Below are 21,982 nucleotides of genomic sequence, written 5' to 3' on the forward strand. Positions count from 1 at the left end.
ATCATGCCACTCCGTTCAATCCTTCGGCCGCCAGCACGCCATCGCGCACCATCTGGGCGTAAAGCAACCCCTCGCGCAGGCCGCGGTCGGCCACCGACAGCTTGTCGGTGGGCCAGATGCGCATCAGCGTCTGCAGGATCGCCGCGCCGGACATAATCAGCGCGTGGCGTTCGCGGCCGATGCGGGGATCGGCGCGGCGGCCTTCGGGGCCAAGCTGCAGATAGGAATGGATCACCCGGTCGATCTGGTCGCTGGTCATCTCGAGCCCGTCCACCTTGGTCCGGTCATAGCGGCGCAGGCCCAGGAAGCTGGCGGCGACGGTGGTGACGGTGCCGGATGTGCCGATGATCTGGAACCCCTCGTCCGGAGAGCCCTGGGCATAGGGGGTGAAGCCCGCCAGCATCTCCTCGAAATACCAGCTCATCAGGGCGAAGCGGCCCTGGTCGTCCTCGACATCGGCGAACTGGTCGCGCAGCGTGGCCACGCCCAGCGGCACGCTGATCCAGTCCACCACCCGCGCCCCGCCGGGCTGGGGATTGCCGAACCCGTCCGCCAGGCGCATGATCGCCCGCGGCCGTTCCTTGGGCTCGACATCCTCGAGGTCGATCCAGACCAGTTCCGTCGATCCGCCGCCAATGTCCACCACCATCAGGGTCTCGGTCTTGTGGCTGACCAGCGGCGCGCAGGAGATGACGGCCAGCCGCGCCTCCTCCTCGGCGCCGATGATCTCGATCGGCAGCCCGGTCTCGCGGCGGATGGTCCGCATCAGGTCGCGGCTGTTCTTGGCGCGGCGGCAGGCCTCGGTCGCGACCAGGCGCATGTTGCGCACGCGGTGCTGTTCCAGCTTGCGCCGGCAGACCTGGAGGGCGTGGATCGTGCGCGCCATCGAACTGCGCGACAGCCGCCCAGACGCCTCCAGCCCCTGGCCAAGCTGCACCGGCTTGGAGAAGCTGTCGATGACCTGGAACTGACTGCCCTTCGGTCGGGCAATCAGCATCCGGCACGAATTTGTGCCAAGGTCGAGGGCGGCATAAAGCGCCCCCTCCTCGGGGTGGCGGGCGACGGACGGCTCTACCGCAATGTTCGGGAACGCGTCCGCACCCGCAGGACGCTTGGGCGTCATCTGAACACGCCCTCCGATATCAAGTTGGTTAAAAGGTAGCCTGCAGCCCCGTCGCGTTCAAGGGGCGGCGAACGCCGCATCGAAACGCTGTCGCCCTGCGGGGGCGCGTGCTATCACGGCCGGGCGATCCCGCCGCCCTGCGGACCCTTGCAGCCCGGAGAACCCATGGACATCGGCAGCACCCTGCCCGCCCCGACCGAGAGCCGGATCCGCGACAGCTTCACCCGTCAGGGGCTGATGCGCCATCTGGGCGCGGAACTGGCCGACCTGAAGGCCGGGCTGGTCGCGATCCATATGCCGTTCCGCCCCGAACTGACCCAGCAACACGGCTATTTCCACGCCGGCGGAACCTCGGCCATCGCCGATTCGGCGGGGGGCTATGCCGGGGTGACGCTGCTGCCCGAAGCCAGCACGGTCCTGACGGTCGAGTTCAAGCTGAACCTGCTGAACCCGGCCCGGGGCGACCGGCTGGAGGCGGTGGGCCGGGTCGTCAAGTCCGGCCGCACCCTGACCATCTGCCAACTGGACGTCTGGGCGGTCACCGGCACCGAACGCACCCATGTCGCGGCCGGGATGCAGACGCTGATCTGCGTGGCGGATCCGGCCGCCTGACCGCGCCGTGACAAGCCGCGGCCGCCGCCGTAAACAGCCCCGGAACCGCCATTGCAGAAGGACCGCACGATGACACAGGCTCGGATCGGGGTGATCGGACTGGGGACGATGGGCGCGGCGCTGGCGCTCAACATCGCGGAAAAGGGCTTTCCGGTCGCGGTGTGGAACCGCACCACCGCGGTGACGCGCGCCTTCGCGGCGGGCGCGGGGGTTCTGGCCGACAGGATGATCCCGACCGAGAGCCTGCCCGAACTGGTGGCGGCCATCGCCCGGCCCCGCGCGATCATCCTGATGGTGCCCGCCGGCCAGCCGGTCGATGACCAGCTTGCCGCCCTGGCGCCCCTGCTGGAGCCCGAGGATCTGGTGATCGACGCCGGCAATGCGGATTTCCACGACACCAACCGGCGCAACGCGGCGGGCCTGCCCTTCCGCTTCCTGGGCATGGGCGTCTCGGGCGGAGAGGAAGGCGCCCGCCACGGGCCGGCGATCATGGGCGGGGGCGATGCCGCCGACTGGGACCGCGTGGCCGAGGTGATGACCGCCATCGCCGCGCGGGCCGAGGACGGCAGCCCCTGCGCGGCCCGCATGGGCGACGCGGGCGCGGGACATTTCGTGAAGATGGTCCACAACGGCATCGAATATGCCGACATGCAGATGATCGCCGAGGTCTACGGCCTGATGCGCGACGGCATGGGCCTGGACGCCGCCGCCATCAGCCAGACCTTCGCGGCCTGGAACGAGGGCGCGCTGAAGTCCTATCTGATCGAGATCTCGGCCATCGTGACAGCCGTCCCCGATCCCCATACCGGCCGCCCCATCGTGGATGTGATCCTGGACCTGGCAGGCCAGAAGGGCACCGGCCGCTGGACCGCCATCGAGGCGCAGCACCTGTCCGCCCCGATTCCGGTCATCGAGGCCGCCGTCATGGCGCGCAACGTCTCGGCCCGCCTGGACGAGCGGCTGGCCGGCGAGGCGCGCTTCGGGGCCGCGCCGCAGCCCTGCGCGGTCCCCCCCGAGGCGCTGGAGCAGGCGCTGATCGCGGGCAAGATCCTGTGCTATGCCCAAGGCTTCGCGATGATCGCGGCCGCGTCCGAACGGTTCGGCTGGACCCTGGATTTGCCGGGGATCGCCCGGGTCTGGCGGGCGGGATGCATCATCCGCTCGGCCATGCTGAACGACATGGCCGCCGCCCTGGCCGAGGATCCGGCGCGCAACCTCATCCTGGCGCCGTTCTTCGCCAGGCTGATCGACGCGACCATGCCGGCGCTGCGGCAGGTGGTCTCGCAGGGGGCTGCGGCGGGCCATGCGATGCCCGCGCTGGCGTCCGGGCTGATGTGGTTCGACCTGACGCGCACCGGACGCGGCACCGCCAACCTGATCCAGGCGCAGCGCGACTTCTTCGGCGCGCACGGCTTCCAGCGGCGCGACGGCATCCCCGATCCGCACGGTCCCTGGACCGGGACCGACTGACGCCTGTGGACACCCTGAGGGGCCTCGCCGCGCCTGCGGGCGACTAGCGCCGCACCTCGCCGGTGGCCGGATCGACCTCCACCTCGACCTCGTCCCGGTCGGTGGTGACGTATTCCACCTCCCAATGGCCGTCATCGTCCCAGGACACTTCGCTGATGAAGGCCAGGCTGGCGCCCAGGTCGGTTTCCAGCGTCGTCACCACCTGCGACAGCGGCATCGCCCCTTGCGGGGGCGTTTCCTGCGCCATCAGCGATGTCGGGACGGCAACCAGGGCCGCCAGGGCAATCATGCGTATGGTCATCGGCAATCTCCTTCTGCGCTGCCCAACGATCCTGTCCGGCCCCGGTTCCGCCCTTGCAGCCTTGGGTCCGAGAGCCTATAGTCAGGCTGTCCGGGGCGACCCGGACTATGGACATAAACGCGCATGGAATAAGCGGATCGGACCCGGGGGCGGTACCCGGCGACTCCACCAGATCACCCTCGTTGGGGGGCCTTGGGGTCGAAACAGGATCGACGAACGTGTAAAGATGTTGCTTTGTCTCGGTGAGCTACCACCGTTATCGGTGCAAAATGTACAGTTGCCAACGACAACCGTGCTCCGGTCGCGCTGGCTGCGTAAGCAGTCCGCAAGATCGAAACCTAAGCCCTTGCGCCTAGCAGCGTAAGGCGGGGCCCGCAGGAGCCTGGCAACAGAATCCTGCACTTTCAACCTTTTGCGCAATTTGTCTGCCTGCGGCGGTTTCCCCTTGCCGCGACGGGTGGGCGTTTCTTTTCCCGCCCCCGGCCGCCCCCCTTTTCAACAGCGGTCATATCCCTATGCTGGCCGGGATTCGAAGGGGACGGGCATGGCGCGATCGGGAATTGACTACGGCGGGATGATGCACCGCGCGATGCAGGGGGTGATCGCGGAGGTCCTTGACCGGGTGTCGCGGCACGGCCTGCCGGGCGACCACCACTTCTTCATCACCTTCGACACGCGCGATGACGGCGTCCAGATGGCCGACTGGCTGCGCGAGCGTTACCCCGAGGAAATGACCATCGTCATCCAGCACTGGTTCGACAACCTGACCGTGGACGATGAGGGTTTTACCGTCACGCTGAACTTCGGCAACTCTCCCGAGCCGCTGCGCATCCCGTTCGACGCGCTGCGCACCTTCGTCGATCCCTCGGTCGAGTTCGGCCTGCGCTTCGAAACCCAGGAATCCGAGGATGACGAGGACGAGGACAGCGGCGAGGACGGCGACGACAACCCCGACGGCCCGAACGGCGGCGGCGAGGTGGTGCAACTGGACAGGTGGCGGAAATAGCGCATTGAGTCTAGGCAGACTGTGATCACGGAGCGCTAAAGATGATTCGTCACGTGTCTGGTACAACTCAATTGACGACAAAGTGAAGAGCCTCTGGGGTACTTCGAGACCGCCGCACCGGAGGCACCCTGCACACCAATAACTGGTCTTCAACTCTTTACCGCCAAGATGTTTGGAAGTACCCTTTGAATCACAACATAACTTTTTAGAAGATATTTTTGTTTAAAAGAGTTACTATTTTATGAGTGATCAGGAGGTGTTTTGCCATGTTAGTTCTAAGAAAGCTCGCAATCTTTTTCTTGGCCTCGGCCACATGTCTGCTGCTTAGTCCTATTGCTGCACTGTCACAATCGTGCCCAGACTTCAATAATGATGCTGGTCATATTTTCTCGGTAACATCCAGCAATCTCTTCAGTCAAGTGCGAATACCTAGGTGATGTTGACAAAAGGGGTTCCACCGGCGTTCGCGCTGTGATTCAAGCTGCTCTCTACGTAGGAGATGAGCTTGGCACGCAACCTGATGTCCGACGACGAATGGGGATTCTTTGAGGGCTTCATCCGAGCCGTCCGGCATCCGAACGGGCGCAAGCCTGCGGACCATCGTCTTGTTCTGGATGGCATTTTCTGGATCGCAAGGACTGGTGCGCCGTGGCGCGACCTGCCCGAAGAGTTCGGCAAGTGGTCCTCGGTCTACCGGCAGTTCCGCCGTTGGACCCTTGCCGGGCTGTGGGAGGATATCCTGGACGCGCTGAACCACGCTGGGATCGCGCCGGACAAGCTGCAGATGATCGACAGCACCGTGATCCGCGCCCATCATCATGCGGCGGGCGCAAAAGGGGGACTCCGAAAGAGGCTCTTGGCCGTTCGAGAGGTGGCTTCTCGACCAAGATCCATCTCCGCGTCAACGGCGCTGGCCTCCCGATGAGGACCGAGATCACGCCGGGGCAGGATTCCGACTACACCGGCTATGATCTGGTGATGGCCGACAACCTGCCGCAGCCAGCCGTCCTGGTCGCAGACAGGGGCTATGACTCTGATAAAATTCGGGAAGACATCGAGAGCCGCAACGCCCTCCCCATGATACCGATGCGAAAGAACCGAAGGGTGCGCAAGGCTGTCGACATGACCATCTACACCCTGCGCAACATGGTCGAGCGCTGCTTCAACAAGCTGAAAAACAGCCGTCGGCTGGCAACCCGCTACGACAAAACCGCAGAAAGCTTCCGCGGCTTCATCGACATCGCATGCATCAAGCTCTGGCTCCGCCATTTGTCAACATGACCTATTCAGGCAGGTGGCGAGATTGACTTAGGTCAATGCATTTCTGCACCTGGGCACGGATTTGTTCAGGAGGCACCAAATGTGAGGATTGCCTACGACTCCGAAAATCTCGGCCGAAGATTAGATATCGGTATCCTTGGAGACTGTGATACTGTGGTTTTGGTGAACTTACCTAACGGTGATTATTTGTTTATGGATGATGTCGAGGGGAACATGGATCCCGTAATGCAACTAGAGGGAGCTAGTTCGGGAACCTATGACATATGGGTCGGAACATACGGATCTGGAGTTTGCTCTGCAATGTTGACATTAGAAACGTTCTAGCGGGCCGATCAGAAAGCCTTTTATGGGGTTTTCTAGATTAAACCATCATTTCCTTCGTGGCCGTCAGCCGCAATTCCGGGTGATCGCGGCTTACGCGGTCGATGTCCCATTGCAGCCGCGTCAGATAGACCATGTCGCCGTCGTGATCCTGGGCGATGTGGCCCTTGTTGGCCTGCACGAAGGCATCGACCTTGTCCTTGGGCCCTGCGACCCAGCGGGCGCTGGTGAACTGGGACGCCTCGAAGCGGACCGGGATGCCGTATTCGATCTCGATCCGGCTGGCCAGGACCTCGAACTGCAGGGCGCCCACGACGCCGACGATGAAGCCCGATCCGATCATCGGCTTGAAGACCTTGGCCGCGCCTTCCTCGGCGAACTGCATCAGCGCCTTTTCCAGGTGCTTGGCCTTCATCGGATCGGTGGCGCGCACGGTCTGCAGCAGTTCCGGCGCGAACGAGGGAATGCCGGTGAAGCGCAGCGCCTCGCCTTCCGTCAGGGCGTCGCCGATGCGAAGCTGGCCGTGGTTCGGGATGCCGATGATGTCGCCTGCCCAGGCTTCCTCGGCCAGTTCGCGGTCGGCGGCCAGGAACAGCACGGGGTTCGACACCGCCATCGGCTTTTTCGACCGCACATGGGTCAGCTTCATGCCCCGTTCGAAATGCCCCGAGGCCAGGCGCACGAAGGCCACCCGGTCGCGGTGCTTGGGATCCATGTTGGCCTGCACCTTGAAGACGAAGCCGGTGACGGATGGCTCCTCGGGGGCGATCTCGCGCTCGGCGGCGTTCTGCGGCTGCGGCTGGGGGCCGAACTCGCCGATGCCGACCATCAGCTCCTTCACGCCGAAGCTGTTGATGGCGCTACCGAACCAGATCGGCGTCATGTGCCCTTCCAGGAAGGACTTGCGGTCGAAGGCGGGCAGCAGTTCGCGCGCCATCTCGATCTCTTCGCGCAGCTTTCCCAGCAACTCTGCGGGTACGTGCTGGGCCAGCCTGGGATCGTCCAAGCCGCTGATCCTGATCGATTCGGCCACCCGGTTGCGGTCGGCGCGGTCCATCAATTCGAGCCGGTCGTGCAGCAGGTCGTAGCAGCCGACGAAATCGCGCCCCGACCCGATCGGCCAGCTTGCCGGGGCCACGTCGATCGCCAGGCTTTCCTGGATTTCGTCGATGATCTCGAAGGTGTCGCGGCTTTCGCGGTCCATCTTGTTGCAGAAGGTCAGGATCGGCAGGTCGCGCATCCGGCAGACCTCGAACAGCTTGCGGGTCTGGCTTTCCACGCCCTTGGCCCCGTCGATGACCATGATCGCCGCATCCACGGCCGTCAGCGTGCGGTAGGTATCTTCGGAAAAGTCGCTGTGGCCGGGGGTGTCCACCAGGTTGAAGCGGTAGCGGTCGAAGTCGAAGGACATCGCCGAGGCGCTGACCGAGATGCCGCGGTCCTGCTCCATCTTCATGAAGTCCGACCGGGTGCGCCGCGCCTCGCCCTTGGCGCGGACCTGCCCGGCCATCTGGATCGCCCCGCCGAACAGCAGGAACTTTTCGGTCAGGGTGGTCTTGCCGGCGTCCGGGTGCGCGATGATCGCGAAGGTGCGGCGGCGGGCGATTTCGGGCGGAAGGTCGGGGCGGTTTGTCATGCGCGGCCTGTAGCCTGCACGGCAGAAATGCGCAATCGCCAAGGGCCCTGCGGGTCCTTCAGGACGCCGGGTCCAGCAGCCGGTGCAGGTTCGGGATCTGCTTGCGGAAATAGTCCTGGCCCAGATGACGCGCGACGGCCCGGTGGATCTCGATGGCGATCTCGTCCATCCGCGGCTCGATGCGGAACAGCGGACCCGCCACCGTGACCGAGAAGATGCGGCCGCCCAGGACCAGCGGCACCGACACCCCGCCCAGGTCGCGGCTGAAGGTCGAGGCGCTGCGGAACGTCCCCCGCCGCAACGAGGCGGCGATGCCCTGCTCGACCTCCTCGACGCTCATCGGGGTGCCGGGGCCGAAGCGCTCGAACACCGCCCGGCGCAGGATCGCGGCCTTCTGCGGCGCGGTCATCTGGCTCATGATCGCCTGCCCCGAGGCGGTGCCGTGGACCGGCATCCGCTTGCCCGGCTCGCCGGCATAGCGGATGGCCTGCTTGGACTGGATCACCGACAGCAGGACCGCGTGCTGCCCGGCGGGCGCGCTGATCCAGACGGTCTCGCCCGTGGTGTCGGCCAGATCGCGAAGCAGCTCCAGCGCGGCGGGCGGCAGCGGCTCGGCCTCGGCCACCTCCTGCGCAAGCGCCAGCCAGCGTCCGGTGGGATAATAGCCGCCGCGCGGCCTGGGCTCATAGAGAAAGCCCCGCTCGACCAGGGTCTGGATCAGGTTGAAGGTGCTGGACCTCGGCCAGCCGAAATGGGCCGACAGTTCGGCCTGGGTGGCGGCCTTCCGCTCGCGCGCGAAGTATTCCAGCAGGGCCAGAACATTCGCAGCCTGCTTCACCAGCATCGGGCCATCCCTGTCGAATCCACATATGTGAACATAGAATCCCGGATTTTGCAAATCAATGCCATTTGCGGTTGACTCGTGGCCGGTGACGGCGGGTATGCTGGGTGGCAGGAGGGCCGTCTCTGCACCAGAGGCGGCACGGGGACGACCTTTCCCGGACAGGGGAAACGGCGTCCTGATCGGGGGAGGAACGGTCATGGGGCCCCTGTCGGGCTTGCGCATCATCGACATGTCATCGGTGCTGATGGGGCCGTTCGCGACCCAGATGCTGGGCGACTTCGGCGCCGACGTCATCAAGGTCGAGGCACCCGATGGCGATCTGGTGCGTCAGATCGGCCCCGGACGCCACGCGGACATGGGGCCGCTGTTTCTCAACGCCAACCGGTCCAAGCGGTCGATCACCCTGGATCTGAAGCGCCCCGAATGCCGCGAGGCGCTGCTGCGGCTGTGCAAGGACGCCGATGTTCTGGTCTACAACGTCCGGCCCAAGGCGATGGCCCGGCTGGGGCTGTCCTACGAGGATGTGCGCGCCATCAACCCGGGCATCATCTATGCCGGCATGTTCGGCTATTCGCAGGACGGACCCTATGCCGACCGGCCGGCCTATGACGACCTGATCCAAGGCGCCTCGACGATCCCCTACCTGTTCTCGCGGGTGAACGACGGCAAGCCGCGCTATGTCCCGACCGCGGTGGCGGACCGGGTGGTGGGGCTGGTCGCGGCAAGCGCGATTCTGGCCTCGGTCGTCGAACGGTCCAGAAGCGGCCAGGGACAGCGGCTGGACGTGCCGATGTTCGAGACGATGGTCTCGTTCGTGCTGGGCGACCACATGGGCGGGCTGACCTTCGAGCCGCCGCTGGATCGCGGCGGCTATGCCCGCCAGCTGTCCAGCGACCGCAGGCCCTATCCGACCCGGGACGGGCATATCTGCGCGCTGATCTATACCGACGGCCACTGGAGGCGCTTCTTCGCCGCCATCGGCCGCCCCGAGATGCCGCAGGCCGATCCGCGCTATCGCAACTTCGTCTCGCGCATGGCCCACATCAACGAGGTCTACAGCGAACTGGCCCAGATCTTCCTGACCCGGACCACGGCCGAATGGATGGATCTTCTGGAACGGGCCGATGTCCCGGCCATGCCGATGTATGACTTCGAAGGGGTGCTGAACGATCCCCACCTGGTCGCAACGAACTTCTTCCGCACCGTCGAACATCCCAGCGAGGGCACCATCCGCCAGATGGGCGTGCCCGCGCAGTGGTCCCGCACCCCCGCCGTGCCGGACCGCCTGGCCCCCCGCCAGGGCGAACACGGAGCCGAGATCCTGCGCGAAGCCGGATTTTCCGAGGAGGAGATCGCCATGATCGCCGGAACCGAGGCCGAACAGGACGCCGCGCCGCCGGCCGCCACACGCGCTTGAAAGGACGTCTGCCATGAATTTCGAACTGACCGAGGAGCAGGAGGCGATCCGCGACGCGGTGGCCGCCATCTGCGCGCGCTTCGACGACGACTACTGGCTGACGCGGGACCGCGAGGGCGGCTTTCCGCACGACTTCTACGACGCGCTGGCGCGCGAGGGCTGGCTGGGCATCTGCACGCCCGAAGAACACGGCGGCTCGGGCCTGGGCATCGTCGAGGCGGCGCTTGTCATGCGCACCATCTCGGAATCCGGGGCGGGCATGACCGGCGCCTCGTCGGTCCACATCAACATCTTCGGCCTGAACCCGGTGGTCGTCTTCGGCACCGAGGACCAGAAGACGCGGATGCTGCGGCCGATGGCCGAGGGGCGCGAGAAGGCCTGCTTTGCCGTGACCGAGCCCAACACCGGGCTCAACACCACGCAGCTGAAGCTGCGCGCGGTCAAGACGGGCGACCGCTACGTGGTCAACGGCCAGAAGGTGTGGATCTCGACCGCCCAGGTAGCCGACCGCATCCTGCTGCTGGCGCGGACTACGCCCCTGGACGAGGTCGAGAAGCCGACGCGGGGGCTCAGCCTGTTCTACACCCGCTTCGACCGCGACCGCATCAGGGTGCGCGAGATCGACAAGATGGGCCGCAAGGCGGTCGATTCGAACGAGCTGTTCTTCGACGACTTCGAGATCCCCGAGGAGGATCTGATCGGCGAGGAAGGCCGCGGCTTCGAATACATCCTGCACGGCATGAACCCCGAACGCGTCCTGATCGCCGCCGAGGCCGTGGGCCTGGGGATGCTGGCGGTCAAGCGGGCGGCAAGCTATGCCAAGGAACGCATCGTCTTCAACCGGCCCATCGGCCAGAACCAGGCAATCCAGCATCCGCTTGCCAAATGCTGGGCGGAACTGGAGGCCGCCTGGCTGATGGTGATGCACGCCGCTTGGCAATACGACCGCGGCCTGCCCTGCGGCGCGGCCGCGAACGCCGCCAAGTATCTGGCCGGGGAAGCGGGCTTCAACGCCTGCCAGACGGCCGTCATGGCCCATGGCGGCTTCGGCTATGCCAAGGAATACCACATCGAGCGCTATCTGCGCGAGGTGTTCATCCCCCGCATTGCGCCGATCAGCCCGCAGCTTTGCCTGTCCTACCTGGCCGAGCGCGTCCTTGGGCTGCCGAAGTCCTACTGAGCCGCGGACAGCCGTCGAAAGGGGGTCGCCGATGCCGAAACTGCCCGATCCGGTCGCGGCCCCGCTTGCCGATCCCGGCCGCTGGCTGCGGGATGGCGACCGGATCCTGCTGGGGCAAGGGTCGGGCGAGCCTGCCACGCTGATGCGCCTTCTGGGCCAGGCCGCCCGCGAACGCAGCGGGCTGGTCGCCATCATCGGCGCGTCGCTGGGGCGCATCCCCGGCGCCGAAAACGGCCTGCGCTACGAAAGCTATGGCGCCATCGGCGCGGCGGCGCGCCTGCCGGAAGCCTCTCTGACGGTCATTCCGCTGCATTATTCGCAGTTCGTCGGCCGGATCGTCGATGGCCGCCTGCCCTGCGACGTGGTGATGGTCCAGCTTTCGGCGCCCGACGACAACGGCGACCTGTTTCTGGGCATGGGCGATCTGCACCTGATCGACGCGGCCCGCCGCGCCCGCAGGGTGATCGCCGAGATCAACCCGCACACGCCCCGCACGCCGGGCAGCCGCTGGCCGGGCGACGTGCCGATCCACGCGGCGGTGATGGCCGACAGCCCGCCCCCCGCCCCGCCCGCGGGCGAACCCGCCCCCGAGGATCGCGACATCGCCGCGCGGGTCGCGGCCCTGATGCCCGATCGGGCGGTCATCCAGATCGGCGTGGGGCGGCTGCCCGACACGATCGCCGAGGCGCTGTCGAACCACCGCGACCTGGGCCTGCATTCGGGCGTGCTGACGGACGGATGCGCCACGCTGGTCCGGTCCGGCGCGCTGACCAACGCCGCCAAGGAAATCGACGCGGGCCTGTCGGTCGCCGGCGTCATCATCGGCGGGCCCGCGCTTCTGGACCATGTGCGGCAGGATCCGGCGATCCGGATCCGCCCGACCGCGCACACCCATTCCGCCGCCGCCATCGCCAGGCTGTCCCGGTTCTTCGCCATCAATTCCGCCATCGAGGTGGATCTGACCGGGCAGATCAACGCGGAGTCGGCGGGCGGCCGCCGCGTCGGCGGCGCCGGGGGGCAGATCGACGTCACCCGCGGCGCGCAGGCATCGGCGGGCGGCAGGGCGGTGGTCGCCCTGCAATCGACCGCGCGGGAAGGATCGGTGACGCGCATCGTTCCGCGGGCCTCCAGCGTGACGCTTGCCCGCACCGACGCCGATACCATCGTCACCGAATGGGGCGTGGCCGAACTGGCCGGCCGCCCGCTGGCCGAGCGCGCCCGCCAGATGATCCAGATCGCCGCGCCGCCGTTCCGCGAGGAGTTGTCGCGCTACTGGCACGACCACGAGAGGCACCGTCATGGCTGAACGCGGGCCCCTGCACGGCATCCGCATCGTGGAGATGGTGGGCATCGGCCCGGCGCCCTTCGCCGCGATGATCCTTGCCGACCTGGGGGCCGAGGTCATCCGCATCGACCGCCCGACGCCTTCGGGCAACGGCATCCCGCGGCCGGCACGCTTCGATCTGGTCGCGCGGGGGCGGCGGACGGTCATGCTGGACCTCAAGCAGCCCCAGGCGGTCGCCTGCGCGCTGGATCTGGTGGCCGCGGCGGACGGCCTGATCGAGGGCTTCCGCCCCGGCGTGATGGAGCGGCTGGGCCTGGGGCCGGAACCCTGCCTTGGCCGGAACCCGCGGCTGGTCTATGGCCGGCTGACCGGCTGGGGCCAGGACGGGCCCTTGGCGACCACGGCGGGCCACGACCTCAACTACCTGGCGCTTGCCGGGGTGCTGGACATGATCGGCCGAGAGGGCCAGCCCCCGGTGCCGCCGCTGAACCTGGTCGCAGATTATGCCGGGGGCAGCCTGATGCTGGTCGCGGGGATGCTTGCCGCGCTGCTGCACGCGCGCGACAGCGGCAGGGGACAGATGATCGACGCGGCCATGGTCGATGGCGTCGCGCTGCTGGCCACGGCCATGACCGGGCTGCGGGCCTCGGGACTTCATGACGGGCCGCGCGGCACCAACCTGCTGGACGGCGGGGCCCCCTTCTATGACGTCTATCCCTGCGCCGACGGCCGGTATCTGTCGGTCGCGCCGATCGAGCCGAAGTTCCGCGACATCTTCCTGCGGGGGCTGGGCTTCGATCCGGGCGCCTTTCCCGACATGGACGACACGGCCTCATGGCCCAAGGCCCGCCGCCTGATCGCCGCCCGCCTGGCGCAGCGGCCCCGCGACGACTGGTGCGCGGTGTTCCAGGGCCAGGATGCCTGCGTGGCCCCGGTGCTGTCGCCGCAGGAAGCGCCGCACCACCCGCACAACGCCGCCCGCGCCGTCCACGCGCCGATCGGCGGCATCGTCCAGCCGGCTCCGGCGCCGCGCTTTGCCGAAACCCGTCCCCCCTGCCCGCGCCGCCCGAGGATCCCCCGGGCGCCGCGGGGGCTGAGGCGCTGAAGGACTGGGGCATCGACGCCGACCGCATCGATGGCCTGATCGCAACCCGGGCGCTGCGCCTGCACCGATGAAAGGAGAATCGCGATGACGGAACCTTCTCACCGACAGCCGCAGGCCAAACGGGGCTTCAGCCGCCCGCCGCGCCGGACCGCTGCCAGAAAGGTCTGCGACCGATGCTGAGCCCGACCAGTGACAGGAAGGAGGCCGGACTTTCCGCGATCCTGGCCCGCACCGAGACGGCGCTCGTGTTCCTGTCCGGGGTGGCGCTGGCGGTCATCATGGTCGTCGTCGTGGCCGACGTCATGCTGCGCTATGCGTTCCGCAGCCCCCTGGGCTGGAGCTATGACCTGATCGGCACCTACCTGATGGTCTGCGTGTTCTTCTTCGCGCTGTCGGACACGCTGCACCATCACGGCCACATCGCCATCGACATCTTCACCCCGCGACTGCCGCGCTGGTTTCTTCATGCCTCGCTGGGGATCGGCTATGCGGTGTCGGCGCTGCTTCTGGCGATGATCGCCTGGCAGGCCTGGTATCGCACGACGGCCGCCTGGAACGCCAACAACCTGATCAGCGCGACCGTGCCCTGGCCCACCTGGCCGTCCTATCTGATGGTGGTCATCGGCTCGGCGCTGATGACGCTGCGCTGCGGGTTGCGCACGATCGCCCACGCGGCCTCGGCCGCCACCGGGCGCGAACTGGCCGATCTGCCGCCCGAGCCGAACACCGACACCCCCGGACCGGAGCATGGCGCATGACCGTCTGGATCGTCCTTCTGATCCTTGTCTGGTTCCTGGTGGTCGGGCTGCCCGTGGCGCTGGCCATGACGGTGTCCGGCGCGGTCGGGCTCTACATGCTGGGGGGGATGCAGTTCCTGAGCGGCATCCTGAGAACCGCGCCGCTCTCCACCGCCAACAGCTACGAGATCATCACCATCCCGATGTTCATCCTGATGGCCGAGTTCGTCATCATCTCGGGCGTGGCCAACGACCTGTTCCGGTCGGCAAGCATCTGGGTGGGCCGCCTGCGGGGCGGCCTGGCGATGGCGACGGCCCTGGCCGGGGCCGGCTTCGGGGCCATATCGGGATCCTCGACGGCCGCGGCGGCGACGCTGGCCTCGACCTCGATGCCGGCGATGCTGCGCGAGGGCTACGAGCCCAAGCTTGCGGGCGGGGTGGTGGCCATCTCGGGGACGCTGGCCATGCTGATCCCGCCGTCGATCGCGCTGATCCTCTATGGCATCATCGCCGATGTGCCGATCGGCGACCTGCTGATCGGCGGCATCATTCCCGGGATCATCGTCACCCTGGCGATCATCCTGACGGTCGCCGTGCTGGTGCGCATCGACCCGGCGGCAGCGCCGGCGGGACGCGCCTACACCCTGCGCCAGAAGGTCGCCTCGCTGCGCACGGTAGGGCCGATGCTGATCCTGCTGATCGCGGTCAGCGGCTCGATCTATTCGGGCTTCTCCACGCCGACCGAGGCCGCTGGCCTCGGCGCCTTCGTGGCCATGCTGATCGCGTTCTGGGAACGCAAGCTGACGCTGCACGGCTTCTGGCACGCCCTCAGAAACACCGCGCAGACCAGTTGCATGATCCTGTTCATCATCCTGGGGGCGCATGTCTTCGGATATTTCCTCACGCTGTCGCGCGTGACCAACGACCTCAGCATGTGGATCGGCGGGCTGGAGATGTCGCCCACGGCGATCATGGTCATCATCCTGTTCGGCTACATCATCCTTGGCTTCTTCATGGACCAGATCGCCATCCTGATCCTGACTGTCCCGGTGATGCTGCCCATCGTCGTCCAGCTGGGGTTCGACCCGGTCTGGTTCGGCGTCATCGTCGTCGTCACCGCCGAGGTCGGGATGGTGACGCCGCCGATGGGCATGAACGTCTTCGTCGTCGCCCGATACACGCGAAGGCCGCTGGGCGAACTGTTCCGCGGGGTGATGCCGCACGTCTGGGCGCATCTGATCGTCATCGCGCTGATGCTGGCCTTCCCCGCCCTGATCCTCTGGCTGCCATCGACCATGTGACCAACCCATGACCACAAGCACAACCGGGAGAAAAAAATGAACCAGAAAGCCACCTTCATCGCCGCCGCTCTGTGCAGCACGGCGACGCTGGCCGCAGGCGCCGCCACGGCCGAGACGCTGCGTGTCGCCGACAGCTTCCCCGTCGGCCACTACATCGCCGAGAACATGACCAAGGTCTGGATGGACAGGGTCACCGAACTGACCAACGGCGAGATCGACTTCGAATACTACCCCGCCGAGCAGATGGGAAAGTCCAAGGACCTGATGTCGCTGGCGCAGACCGGCGTGGTGGACATCGGCTATGCCGGCGTGTCCTACCTGGCCGACAAGCTGCCGCTGGCCGCGGTGGGCGAACTGCCCGAAGCCTTCACCCAGGCCTGCCACGGCACCAACGCCTACTGGAGCATCGCCAAGCCGGGCGGGATCCTGGATCAGGCCGAACTGGCGCCGCAGGGCGTGCGGATGCTGTTCGTCCTGGTCCTGGCGCCCTATCAGGTGATGACCGCCCGCCAAGAAATCACCGGCGCCGACAGCTTCCGCGGGCTCAAGCTGCGCACCACCGGCGGCACCAAGGAAATCGCCGTCCAGCTTCTGGACGCCACCCCCATCTCGATCCCCGCGCCTGAAACCCGCGAGGCGCTGTCGCGCGGCACCATCGACGGCGTGCTGTTCCCCCATTCCAGCGTCCTGCCCTACGGGCTGGAGCCGGAACTGAAATGGGGCACCCAGGACATGAACTTCGGATCCTTCGTGGCCAGCTACGTCATCAGCGAGGACCGCTGGCAGCAGCTTTCCCCCGAGGTCCAGGAGGCGATGTCCCAGGCGGCCGAGGAGGTGATCCTTTCCGCCTGCGCCGTCACCGAGGAACTGGACCAGCAGGACAAGCAGAAGATGGTGGACGCGGGCGTGACCTTCGTTTCCCTGCCCGAAGCCGACAAGGCCAAGATCGAGGCCGATCTGGCCGGCATCGGCGAACGCTGGGCCGCCGATCTAGACGCCCGCGGCCTGCCGGGCACCGAGGTCCTTGCCGCCTTCCGCGACGCGCTCGAGAAGACGGCCGGCAGCGCGGCGCCCGCCACCACGGACACGGCCGCCGCCCCGACGCCCGCCAACGAGACGGCCGAGAGCCAGTAACCCCAGATCACGGCCGTCCGGCCCTGCGCCGGGCGGTCTTTCTTCCAGCCGCGTGGCGCCTTTTGTCAGACAACCTTTCCCTTGAAGCGCCGCCCCCTCGCGCGGCCATCGTCATGGCCGGCGTGGTGGTCGCGACGGGCTTTCTGTTCAACTTCGTCACGCGCGGGGTCATGGATACCTTCATGGTGTTCATCCTGCCGCTGGAAGCCGAGTTCGACTGGAGCCGATCGACCCTGACCGGCGTCTATTCGGTCTATCTGATCGTGGCGGGCCTGATGTCGCCGCTGTCGGGCACGCTGCTGGACAGGTGGGGGCCACGCTGGACCTATGGGCTGGGGCTGGCGGTCCTGGCCGCCGGGATGGGCGCGGCCTCGACCGCAGACAGGCTGTGGCAGATCTATCTGTTCCACGGCGCCTTCGGCGGCGTCGCCGCGGCCTGCCTGGGGATCGTGCCCGCCGCGGCCCTGATCGGGCGGTGGTTCGACCGCAAGCTCAGCCTGGCGGTGGCCTTCGCCTATGCGGGCTTCGGATCCGGCATCCTTGTCATCGTGCCGCTGGCCCAGGGCATGATCGACGCCGAGGGCTGGCGCGCCGCCTACCGGATGCTGGCCCTGGGCCTGGTCGCGCTGTTGCCCGTCCTGATGCTTCTGCCCTGGGAACGCATCGCCCGGGGCGACCCCGCGCTGATGGCCGCGCGCCGCGAGCCTGCGGACGCGGATGCGCCGCCCGCCCCCGACCGGGGGACGCGCGGCTGGACCATCCCCACGGCGATCCGCACGCCCGAATTCTGGCTGCTGGTGCAGTGCTTCTTCTTCACCGCCTGTTCGACCTACAGCGTCGTGGTCCAGACCGTCAGCTTCCTGGTGGACGAGGGCTATCCGCCGCTGCAGGCGGCCTTCGCCTTCGGCGCCTCGGGGATGCTGTCGATCGTGGGGGTGCTGGGCGCGGGCTGGCTGGCGGCGCGCAAGGGCTTCCGCTTCACCGTCACCCTGTCCTTCAGCGCCACGCTGGTGGGAATCCTGGCGCTGCTGGGCTTCTCGGTCATGCCCTTCGGGGCGCTTGTGCTGATCTACGTCCTGGCCTTCGGCCTCAGCCAGGGCGCGCGCGGGCCGGTGATCTCGACCCTGTCGGCGCGCATCTTCGCACGCGGGCAGGTCGGCGCGATCTTCGGGGCGATCTTCATGACCATGTCCTTCGGATCGGCGCTTGGCGCCTGGATGAGCGGCTTCCTGCACGACGTGACCGGCGATTACCGCGCCGCCTTCCTGTTCTCGGCGGCAAGCGTCGTGGGCGCCGTCTCGCCGTTCTGGTATTCCGCGCGCCTCAGAAACCCCCAGCCCCTGCCCCGGCCCCCGGCCCCGGCACGACACAAGGAGAACGCCGCATGAAACTGCTGGGCCAAGGCTTCCACTGGGACGACCTGACGGTGGGCGACCGCTTCCGCACCTTCGGTCGCACGATCACCGAAACCGACATCGTGGGCTTCGTGTCTGCGGTTGGGATGCTGGAATCGCTGTTTCTGGACGCGGAATACCGCGCCGCCCATTCCGCCATCCCCGGCCAGCCCGCGCCCGCGGCCCTTGTCTATGCGCTTGCCGAAGGCCTGACGCTCAACGCCACGGGCCAGGGGACGGGGCTGGCCTTTCTGCACATGGAACTGAACGTCGAGGCTCCGGTGATGCAGGGCGACACCATCCATGTCGAGATCGAGGTCACCGAGATCCGCCCCGCCCGGAAGAACAACCGCGGCCTTGTCCGCACCACCAACCGCATCGTCAACCAACGCGGCGAAACCGTCATCACCTACACGCCGCTGCGCCTGATGGCGGGCCGCGGCGGCCCGGAAACCCCTGCATGAGCGCGTCTGACGCCGCCGTTCTGGACGCCATCACCGGGCGGCGGTCCATCCGGGCGTTCCTGCCCACGCCCGTGGCGCGCGAGACCGTGGAACAGATCCTGCAGGCCGCCGCCCGGGCGCCGTCGGGGACCAACATCCAGCCCTGGCAGGTGGTGGTGCTGACCGGCGAGGCTCTGGCCAAGTTCGGGGCCCATCTGTCGGCGATGTCGCTGGCCGGAACGCCGTCCGAACAGGAATACGCCTATTACCCCGAACGCTGGCGCGAACCCTATCTGGCGCGTCGGCGCAAGGTGGGCTGGGATCTGTACGGCGCGCTCGGCATCCGCAAGGGCGACCGAGAGGCCACCGCCCGCCAGCACGCGCGCAACTATGCGTTCTTCGACGCGCCGGTGGGCATGATCTTCACCATGGACCGCGACATGGAGATCGGAAGCTGGCTGGACATGGGGATGTTCCTGCAGAACGTCATGATCGCCGCCCGCGCCTGGGGGCTCGAGACCTGTCCGCAGGCGGCCTTCGCCAACTACGCGCAGACGGTGGCGCGGCTTCTGGAGATTCCCGCGGATCGGCAGGTCATCGTCGGCATGGCGCTTGGCCATCCCGATCCCGCGGCGCCCGAATACCGCTTCCAGACCGACCGCGAGCCCGTCAGTTCCTTCGCCCGCTTCGTGACGACCTTGCCGCAGACCCCCGGCGTTGCCCGGCCCGAGGGCGGCGGCCCGCCGGCCGCCTAGGATCGTGGCGGGCGGCGGGCCGTCAGCCGCCCCGCATCCGCGTCGAACGGACGGGGCGCGTGGCCCGAACGGCCGGCCCCTCAGACCGCCACGGCGTCGGGCGTCTGGACGGCGCCTTCGCGGCGGTTGCGCAGTTCCTCGGCCACCAGGAAGGCCAGTTCCAGCGACTGGCTGGCGTTCAGGCGCGGGTCGCAGGCGGTGTGATAGCGGTCGGACAGATCCTCGTCGGTGACGGCCCGGACGCCGCCGGTGCATTCGGTGACGTCCTGGCCGGTCATCTCGAAATGCACGCCGCCGGGGATGGTCCCTTCCGCCTTGTGGACGGCGAAGAACTCGCGCACCTCGCGCAGGATCGAATCGAAGGCCCGCGTCTTGTAGCCGGTCGAGGACTTGATGACGTTGCCGTGCATCGGGTCGCAGGACCACAGGACCTTCGAGCCCTCGGCCTTCACCGTGCGGATCAGGCGCGGCAGGTGATCGCCGACCTTCCCGGCGCCGAAGCGCGCGATCAGCGTCAGCCGCCCCGGTTCGTTGTCCGGGTTCAGCTTGGCCATCAGCACACGCAGATCCTCGGGGGTGGTGGTCGGCCCGCATTTCAGCCCGATGGGGTTCTGCACGCCGCGGCAGAACTCGACATGCGCGCCGTCCGGCTGGCGGGTGCGGTCGCCGATCCAGATCATGTGGCCCGACCCCGCCACGGGCAGGCCGGTGGTCGAATCGATGCGCGCCAGGGCTTCCTCGTATTCCAGCAGCAGCGCCTCGTGGCTGGTGTAGAAGTCCACCTGGGACAACTGGTGCGCCGTTTCCGAACTGACCCCCGCCGCCTGCATGAAGGCCATCGCGTCGCTGATCCGGCTGGCGATGGTGCGGTACTTCGCGGCCTCGGGGCCGCCCACGAAGTCGGCGATCCAGCTTTGCACCCGGTGCATGTCCGCAAAGCCCCCGGTCGAGAAGGCGCGCAGCAGGTTCAGCGACGCCGCCGCCTGGGTATAGGCCGCCAGCATCCGCTGCGGATCGGGGATGCGCGCCTCGGCGGTGAAGTCGAAGCCGTTGATGATGTCGCCCCGGTAGCTGGGCAGTTCGACGCCGTTCATCACCTCGGTAGGCGCGCTGCGCGGCTTGGCGAACTGGCCCGCCATGCGCCCGACCTTGATGACGGGAAGCTGCGCCCCCCAGGTCAGCACCACGGCCATCTGCAGCAGCACCTTGAAGGTGTCGCGGATGTTGTCCGCGCTGAATTCGGCAAAGCTTTCGGCGCAGTCGCCGCCCTGCAACAGGAAGGCGCGGCCCTGGGCCGCCTCGGCAAGCTGCGCCTTCAGGCGCCGCGCCTCTCCGGCGAAGACCAGCGGCGGGTAGCGGCGCAACTGCGCCTCGACCGCCTGCAGCGCCGACTGGTCCAGATAGTCCGGCATCTGGACACGGGGATAGGCGCGCCAGCCGGCCTTGTCCCAGGTGCGGGCGGCGGTCTTGCGGTTCTCCTGCGTCATGGCACGGACTCCTTGAGGGAATGATCGCGCTGATATAGACGGGTTCGGCCCCGGGGGGAAGGCGGCGGATCCCCTTGCGGCAGCCGATATTTCCTGATGATGTCGCCCGACCACGCGCGCGACCCCCTTCATGACCCCTGACAAGCCCCGCCGATTCACCTTCCTGCTGCTGGACCGCTTCACCATGCTGTCGTTCACGGCGGCGATCGAGCCGCTGCGCCTGGCCAATCGCGCGGCCGGGCGCGAGCTTTATTCCTGGCGGCTGGTCGGTCCCCGCGGCGACTGGGCCGCCTGTTCCAACGGCACGCGCGTGGCCCTGGACGGGGGCCTGGAGGCCGACCCCCGCCCGAGCGCGAGGACGTGATCCTGGTCTGCGGCGGCACCGACATCGCCCGCGAGGCGACCAGGCCGGTGCTGAACTGGCTGCGCCGGCAGGCCCGCGGCGGCCCGACCCTGGGCGCGGTCTGCACCGGCGCCTGGATCCTGGCCGAGGCGGGGCTTCTGGACGGCCGCAAGGCGACGATCCACTGGGAAAATCACGACGGCTTCGCCGAGGCCTTTCCGCAGGTCGATCTGTATCGGTCGGTCTTCGTCAACGACGGCAACCGCCTGACGGCCGCGGGCGGGACCTCGCCCATCGACATGATGCTGAACCTGATCGCCACCGCCCACGGCGACGCCATCGCCGCCGAGGTCGCCGACCAGATGCTGCACACCACCATCCGCACCAACCAGGACCGCCAGCGGCTGTCGATCCCCACCCGCATCGGCGTCCGCCACCCGCGCCTGGCCGCGATCATCGCGCGGATGGAGGGCAACCTGGAGGACCCCATCAGCCCGGCGCGTCTGGCCGAGGACGCCGGCATGTCCACGCGGCAACTGGAACGGCTGTTCCGCCGCTATCTGAACCGCAGCCCCAAGCGGTACTACATGGAAACCCGCCTGGCCCGCGCCCGCAACCTGCTGATGCAGACCGAGATGTCGGTCATCGAGATCGCGCTGGCGTCGGGGTTTTCCAGCCCGTCGCATTTCTCGAAATGCTACCGGGCGCTTTACGGCAGCACCCCCTATCGGGAACGCGGGACGGGCCGGACGCCGCAGCCGTGAAAAAAGGCCCCGGCGCGGGCGGCGCGCCGGGGCCTGACGTCCA

At 67.6% G+C, this 21,982-nt stretch carries 18 protein-coding genes, 1 other RNA gene and 2 pseudogenes; 16 read left to right on the forward strand and 5 right to left on the reverse strand.

Annotation, left to right across the window (positions count from 1 at the left end):
• Position 1 precedes the first annotated feature (1 nt).
• On the reverse strand, positions 2-1,123 hold the full coding sequence (locus tag ACZ1HC_RS14115) for a Ppx/GppA phosphatase family protein (RefSeq protein ID WP_472700518.1): 1,122 nt from the start codon (positions 1,121-1,123) through the stop codon (positions 2-4).
• Between the two features lie 165 nt (positions 1,124-1,288).
• Between ACZ1HC_RS14115 and ACZ1HC_RS14120 the strand changes: the two genes are divergently transcribed.
• Together ACZ1HC_RS14120 and gndA are read left to right on the forward strand one after the other, a co-directional pair.
• Positions 1,289-1,735 (forward strand): PaaI family thioesterase, encoded by a 447-nt coding sequence (locus ACZ1HC_RS14120; protein WP_472700519.1) that lies wholly within the window; start codon positions 1,289-1,291, stop codon positions 1,733-1,735.
• Between the two features lie 69 nt (positions 1,736-1,804).
• The gene (gndA, locus tag ACZ1HC_RS14125) at positions 1,805-3,205 is read left to right on the forward strand and encodes an NADP-dependent phosphogluconate dehydrogenase (protein ID WP_472700520.1); all 1,401 of its coding nucleotides are present in this window, start codon (positions 1,805-1,807) and stop codon (positions 3,203-3,205) included.
• A 43-nt stretch (positions 3,206-3,248) separates the two neighbouring features.
• Here the strand turns inward: gndA and ACZ1HC_RS14130 are convergent, their stop codons facing one another.
• Positions 3,249-3,506 carry a PepSY domain-containing protein gene (locus ACZ1HC_RS14130; RefSeq protein WP_472700521.1) on the reverse strand — a complete coding sequence of 86 codons (258 nt, stop codon included), beginning with the start codon at positions 3,504-3,506 and terminating at the stop codon, positions 3,249-3,251.
• 49 nt (positions 3,507-3,555) lie between these two features.
• On the opposite strand from ACZ1HC_RS14130, the gene ssrA reads away from it, so the two are divergent.
• The 3 genes and pseudogenes from ssrA (at position 3,556) to ACZ1HC_RS14145 (ending at position 5,793) form a co-directional block, all read left to right on the forward strand.
• Positions 3,556-3,909, forward strand: a transfer-messenger RNA (tmRNA) gene (ssrA, locus tag ACZ1HC_RS14135).
• A 141-nt stretch (positions 3,910-4,050) separates the two neighbouring features.
• A complete protein-coding gene (locus ACZ1HC_RS14140; protein ID WP_472700522.1) occupies positions 4,051-4,512 on the forward strand; it encodes an SspB family protein in 462 nt (153 codons plus the stop codon).
• A 520-nt stretch (positions 4,513-5,032) separates the two neighbouring features.
• Positions 5,033-5,793 (forward strand): annotated as a pseudogene (locus ACZ1HC_RS14145) (IS5 family transposase).
• A gap of 361 nt (positions 5,794-6,154) precedes the next feature.
• Here ACZ1HC_RS14145 and ACZ1HC_RS14150 read toward each other — a convergent pair.
• Complete coding sequence (locus ACZ1HC_RS14150) at positions 6,155-7,750, reverse strand: peptide chain release factor 3 (protein ID WP_472700523.1); 1,596 nt, start codon at positions 7,748-7,750, stop codon at positions 6,155-6,157.
• 58 nt (positions 7,751-7,808) lie between these two features.
• Positions 7,809-8,594: an IclR family transcriptional regulator gene (locus ACZ1HC_RS14155; protein ID WP_472700524.1), complete on the reverse strand. Its 786-nt coding sequence runs from the start codon at positions 8,592-8,594 to the stop codon at positions 7,809-7,811.
• Positions 8,595-8,790: 196 nt separating this feature from the next.
• Here ACZ1HC_RS14155 and ACZ1HC_RS14160 point away from each other — a divergent pair, with 196 nt between their 5' ends.
• The 10 genes from ACZ1HC_RS14160 (at position 8,791) to ACZ1HC_RS14205 (ending at position 19,345) form a co-directional block, all read left to right on the forward strand.
• Positions 8,791-10,011 carry a CaiB/BaiF CoA transferase family protein gene (locus ACZ1HC_RS14160; protein ID WP_472700525.1) on the forward strand — a complete coding sequence of 407 codons (1,221 nt, stop codon included), beginning with the start codon at positions 8,791-8,793 and terminating at the stop codon, positions 10,009-10,011.
• A 13-nt stretch (positions 10,012-10,024) separates the two neighbouring features.
• A complete protein-coding gene (locus ACZ1HC_RS14165; RefSeq protein ID WP_472700526.1) occupies positions 10,025-11,191 on the forward strand; it encodes an acyl-CoA dehydrogenase family protein in 1,167 nt (388 codons plus the stop codon).
• A gap of 31 nt (positions 11,192-11,222) precedes the next feature.
• Positions 11,223-12,497 carry an acetyl-CoA hydrolase/transferase family protein gene (locus ACZ1HC_RS14170; protein ID WP_472700527.1) on the forward strand — a complete coding sequence of 425 codons (1,275 nt, stop codon included), beginning with the start codon at positions 11,223-11,225 and terminating at the stop codon, positions 12,495-12,497.
• On the forward strand, positions 12,490-13,581 hold the full coding sequence (locus ACZ1HC_RS14175; protein WP_472700528.1) for a CaiB/BaiF CoA transferase family protein: 1,092 nt from the start codon (positions 12,490-12,492) through the stop codon (positions 13,579-13,581). The genes ACZ1HC_RS14170 and ACZ1HC_RS14175 overlap by 8 nt, the downstream gene beginning before the upstream one ends.
• Before the next feature lie 173 nt (positions 13,582-13,754).
• Complete coding sequence (locus tag ACZ1HC_RS14180) at positions 13,755-14,339, forward strand: TRAP transporter small permease (protein WP_472700529.1); 585 nt, start codon at positions 13,755-13,757, stop codon at positions 14,337-14,339.
• On the forward strand, positions 14,336-15,619 hold the full coding sequence (locus tag ACZ1HC_RS14185) for a TRAP transporter large permease (protein ID WP_472700530.1): 1,284 nt from the start codon (positions 14,336-14,338) through the stop codon (positions 15,617-15,619). Before ACZ1HC_RS14180 ends, ACZ1HC_RS14185 begins: the two co-directional genes overlap by 4 nt.
• 36 nt (positions 15,620-15,655) lie before the next feature.
• Complete coding sequence (locus tag ACZ1HC_RS14190) at positions 15,656-16,753, forward strand: TRAP transporter substrate-binding protein (RefSeq protein ID WP_472700531.1); 1,098 nt, start codon at positions 15,656-15,658, stop codon at positions 16,751-16,753.
• Between the two features lie 113 nt (positions 16,754-16,866).
• A complete protein-coding gene (locus tag ACZ1HC_RS14195) occupies positions 16,867-18,141 on the forward strand; it encodes an MFS transporter (RefSeq protein WP_472700532.1) in 1,275 nt (424 codons plus the stop codon).
• The gene (locus ACZ1HC_RS14200; protein WP_472700533.1) at positions 18,138-18,611 is read left to right on the forward strand and encodes a MaoC family dehydratase; all 474 of its coding nucleotides are present in this window, start codon (positions 18,138-18,140) and stop codon (positions 18,609-18,611) included. The genes ACZ1HC_RS14195 and ACZ1HC_RS14200 overlap by 4 nt, the downstream gene beginning before the upstream one ends.
• Complete coding sequence (locus ACZ1HC_RS14205) at positions 18,608-19,345, forward strand: nitroreductase (RefSeq protein WP_472700534.1); 738 nt, start codon at positions 18,608-18,610, stop codon at positions 19,343-19,345. The genes ACZ1HC_RS14200 and ACZ1HC_RS14205 overlap by 4 nt, the downstream gene beginning before the upstream one ends.
• An 80-nt stretch (positions 19,346-19,425) precedes the next feature.
• Here the strand turns inward: ACZ1HC_RS14205 and ACZ1HC_RS14210 are convergent, their stop codons facing one another.
• Positions 19,426-20,832 (reverse strand): class II 3-deoxy-7-phosphoheptulonate synthase, encoded by a 1,407-nt coding sequence (locus tag ACZ1HC_RS14210; RefSeq protein WP_472700535.1) that lies wholly within the window; start codon positions 20,830-20,832, stop codon positions 19,426-19,428.
• Positions 20,833-20,962: 130 nt separating this feature from the next.
• Between ACZ1HC_RS14210 and ACZ1HC_RS14215 the strand changes: the two are divergent.
• A pseudogene (locus tag ACZ1HC_RS14215) lies at positions 20,963-21,939 on the forward strand (GlxA family transcriptional regulator).
• Positions 21,940-21,982 lie beyond the last annotated feature (43 nt).

This window comes from Paracoccus sp. BR5-17 (assembly GCF_055693925.1).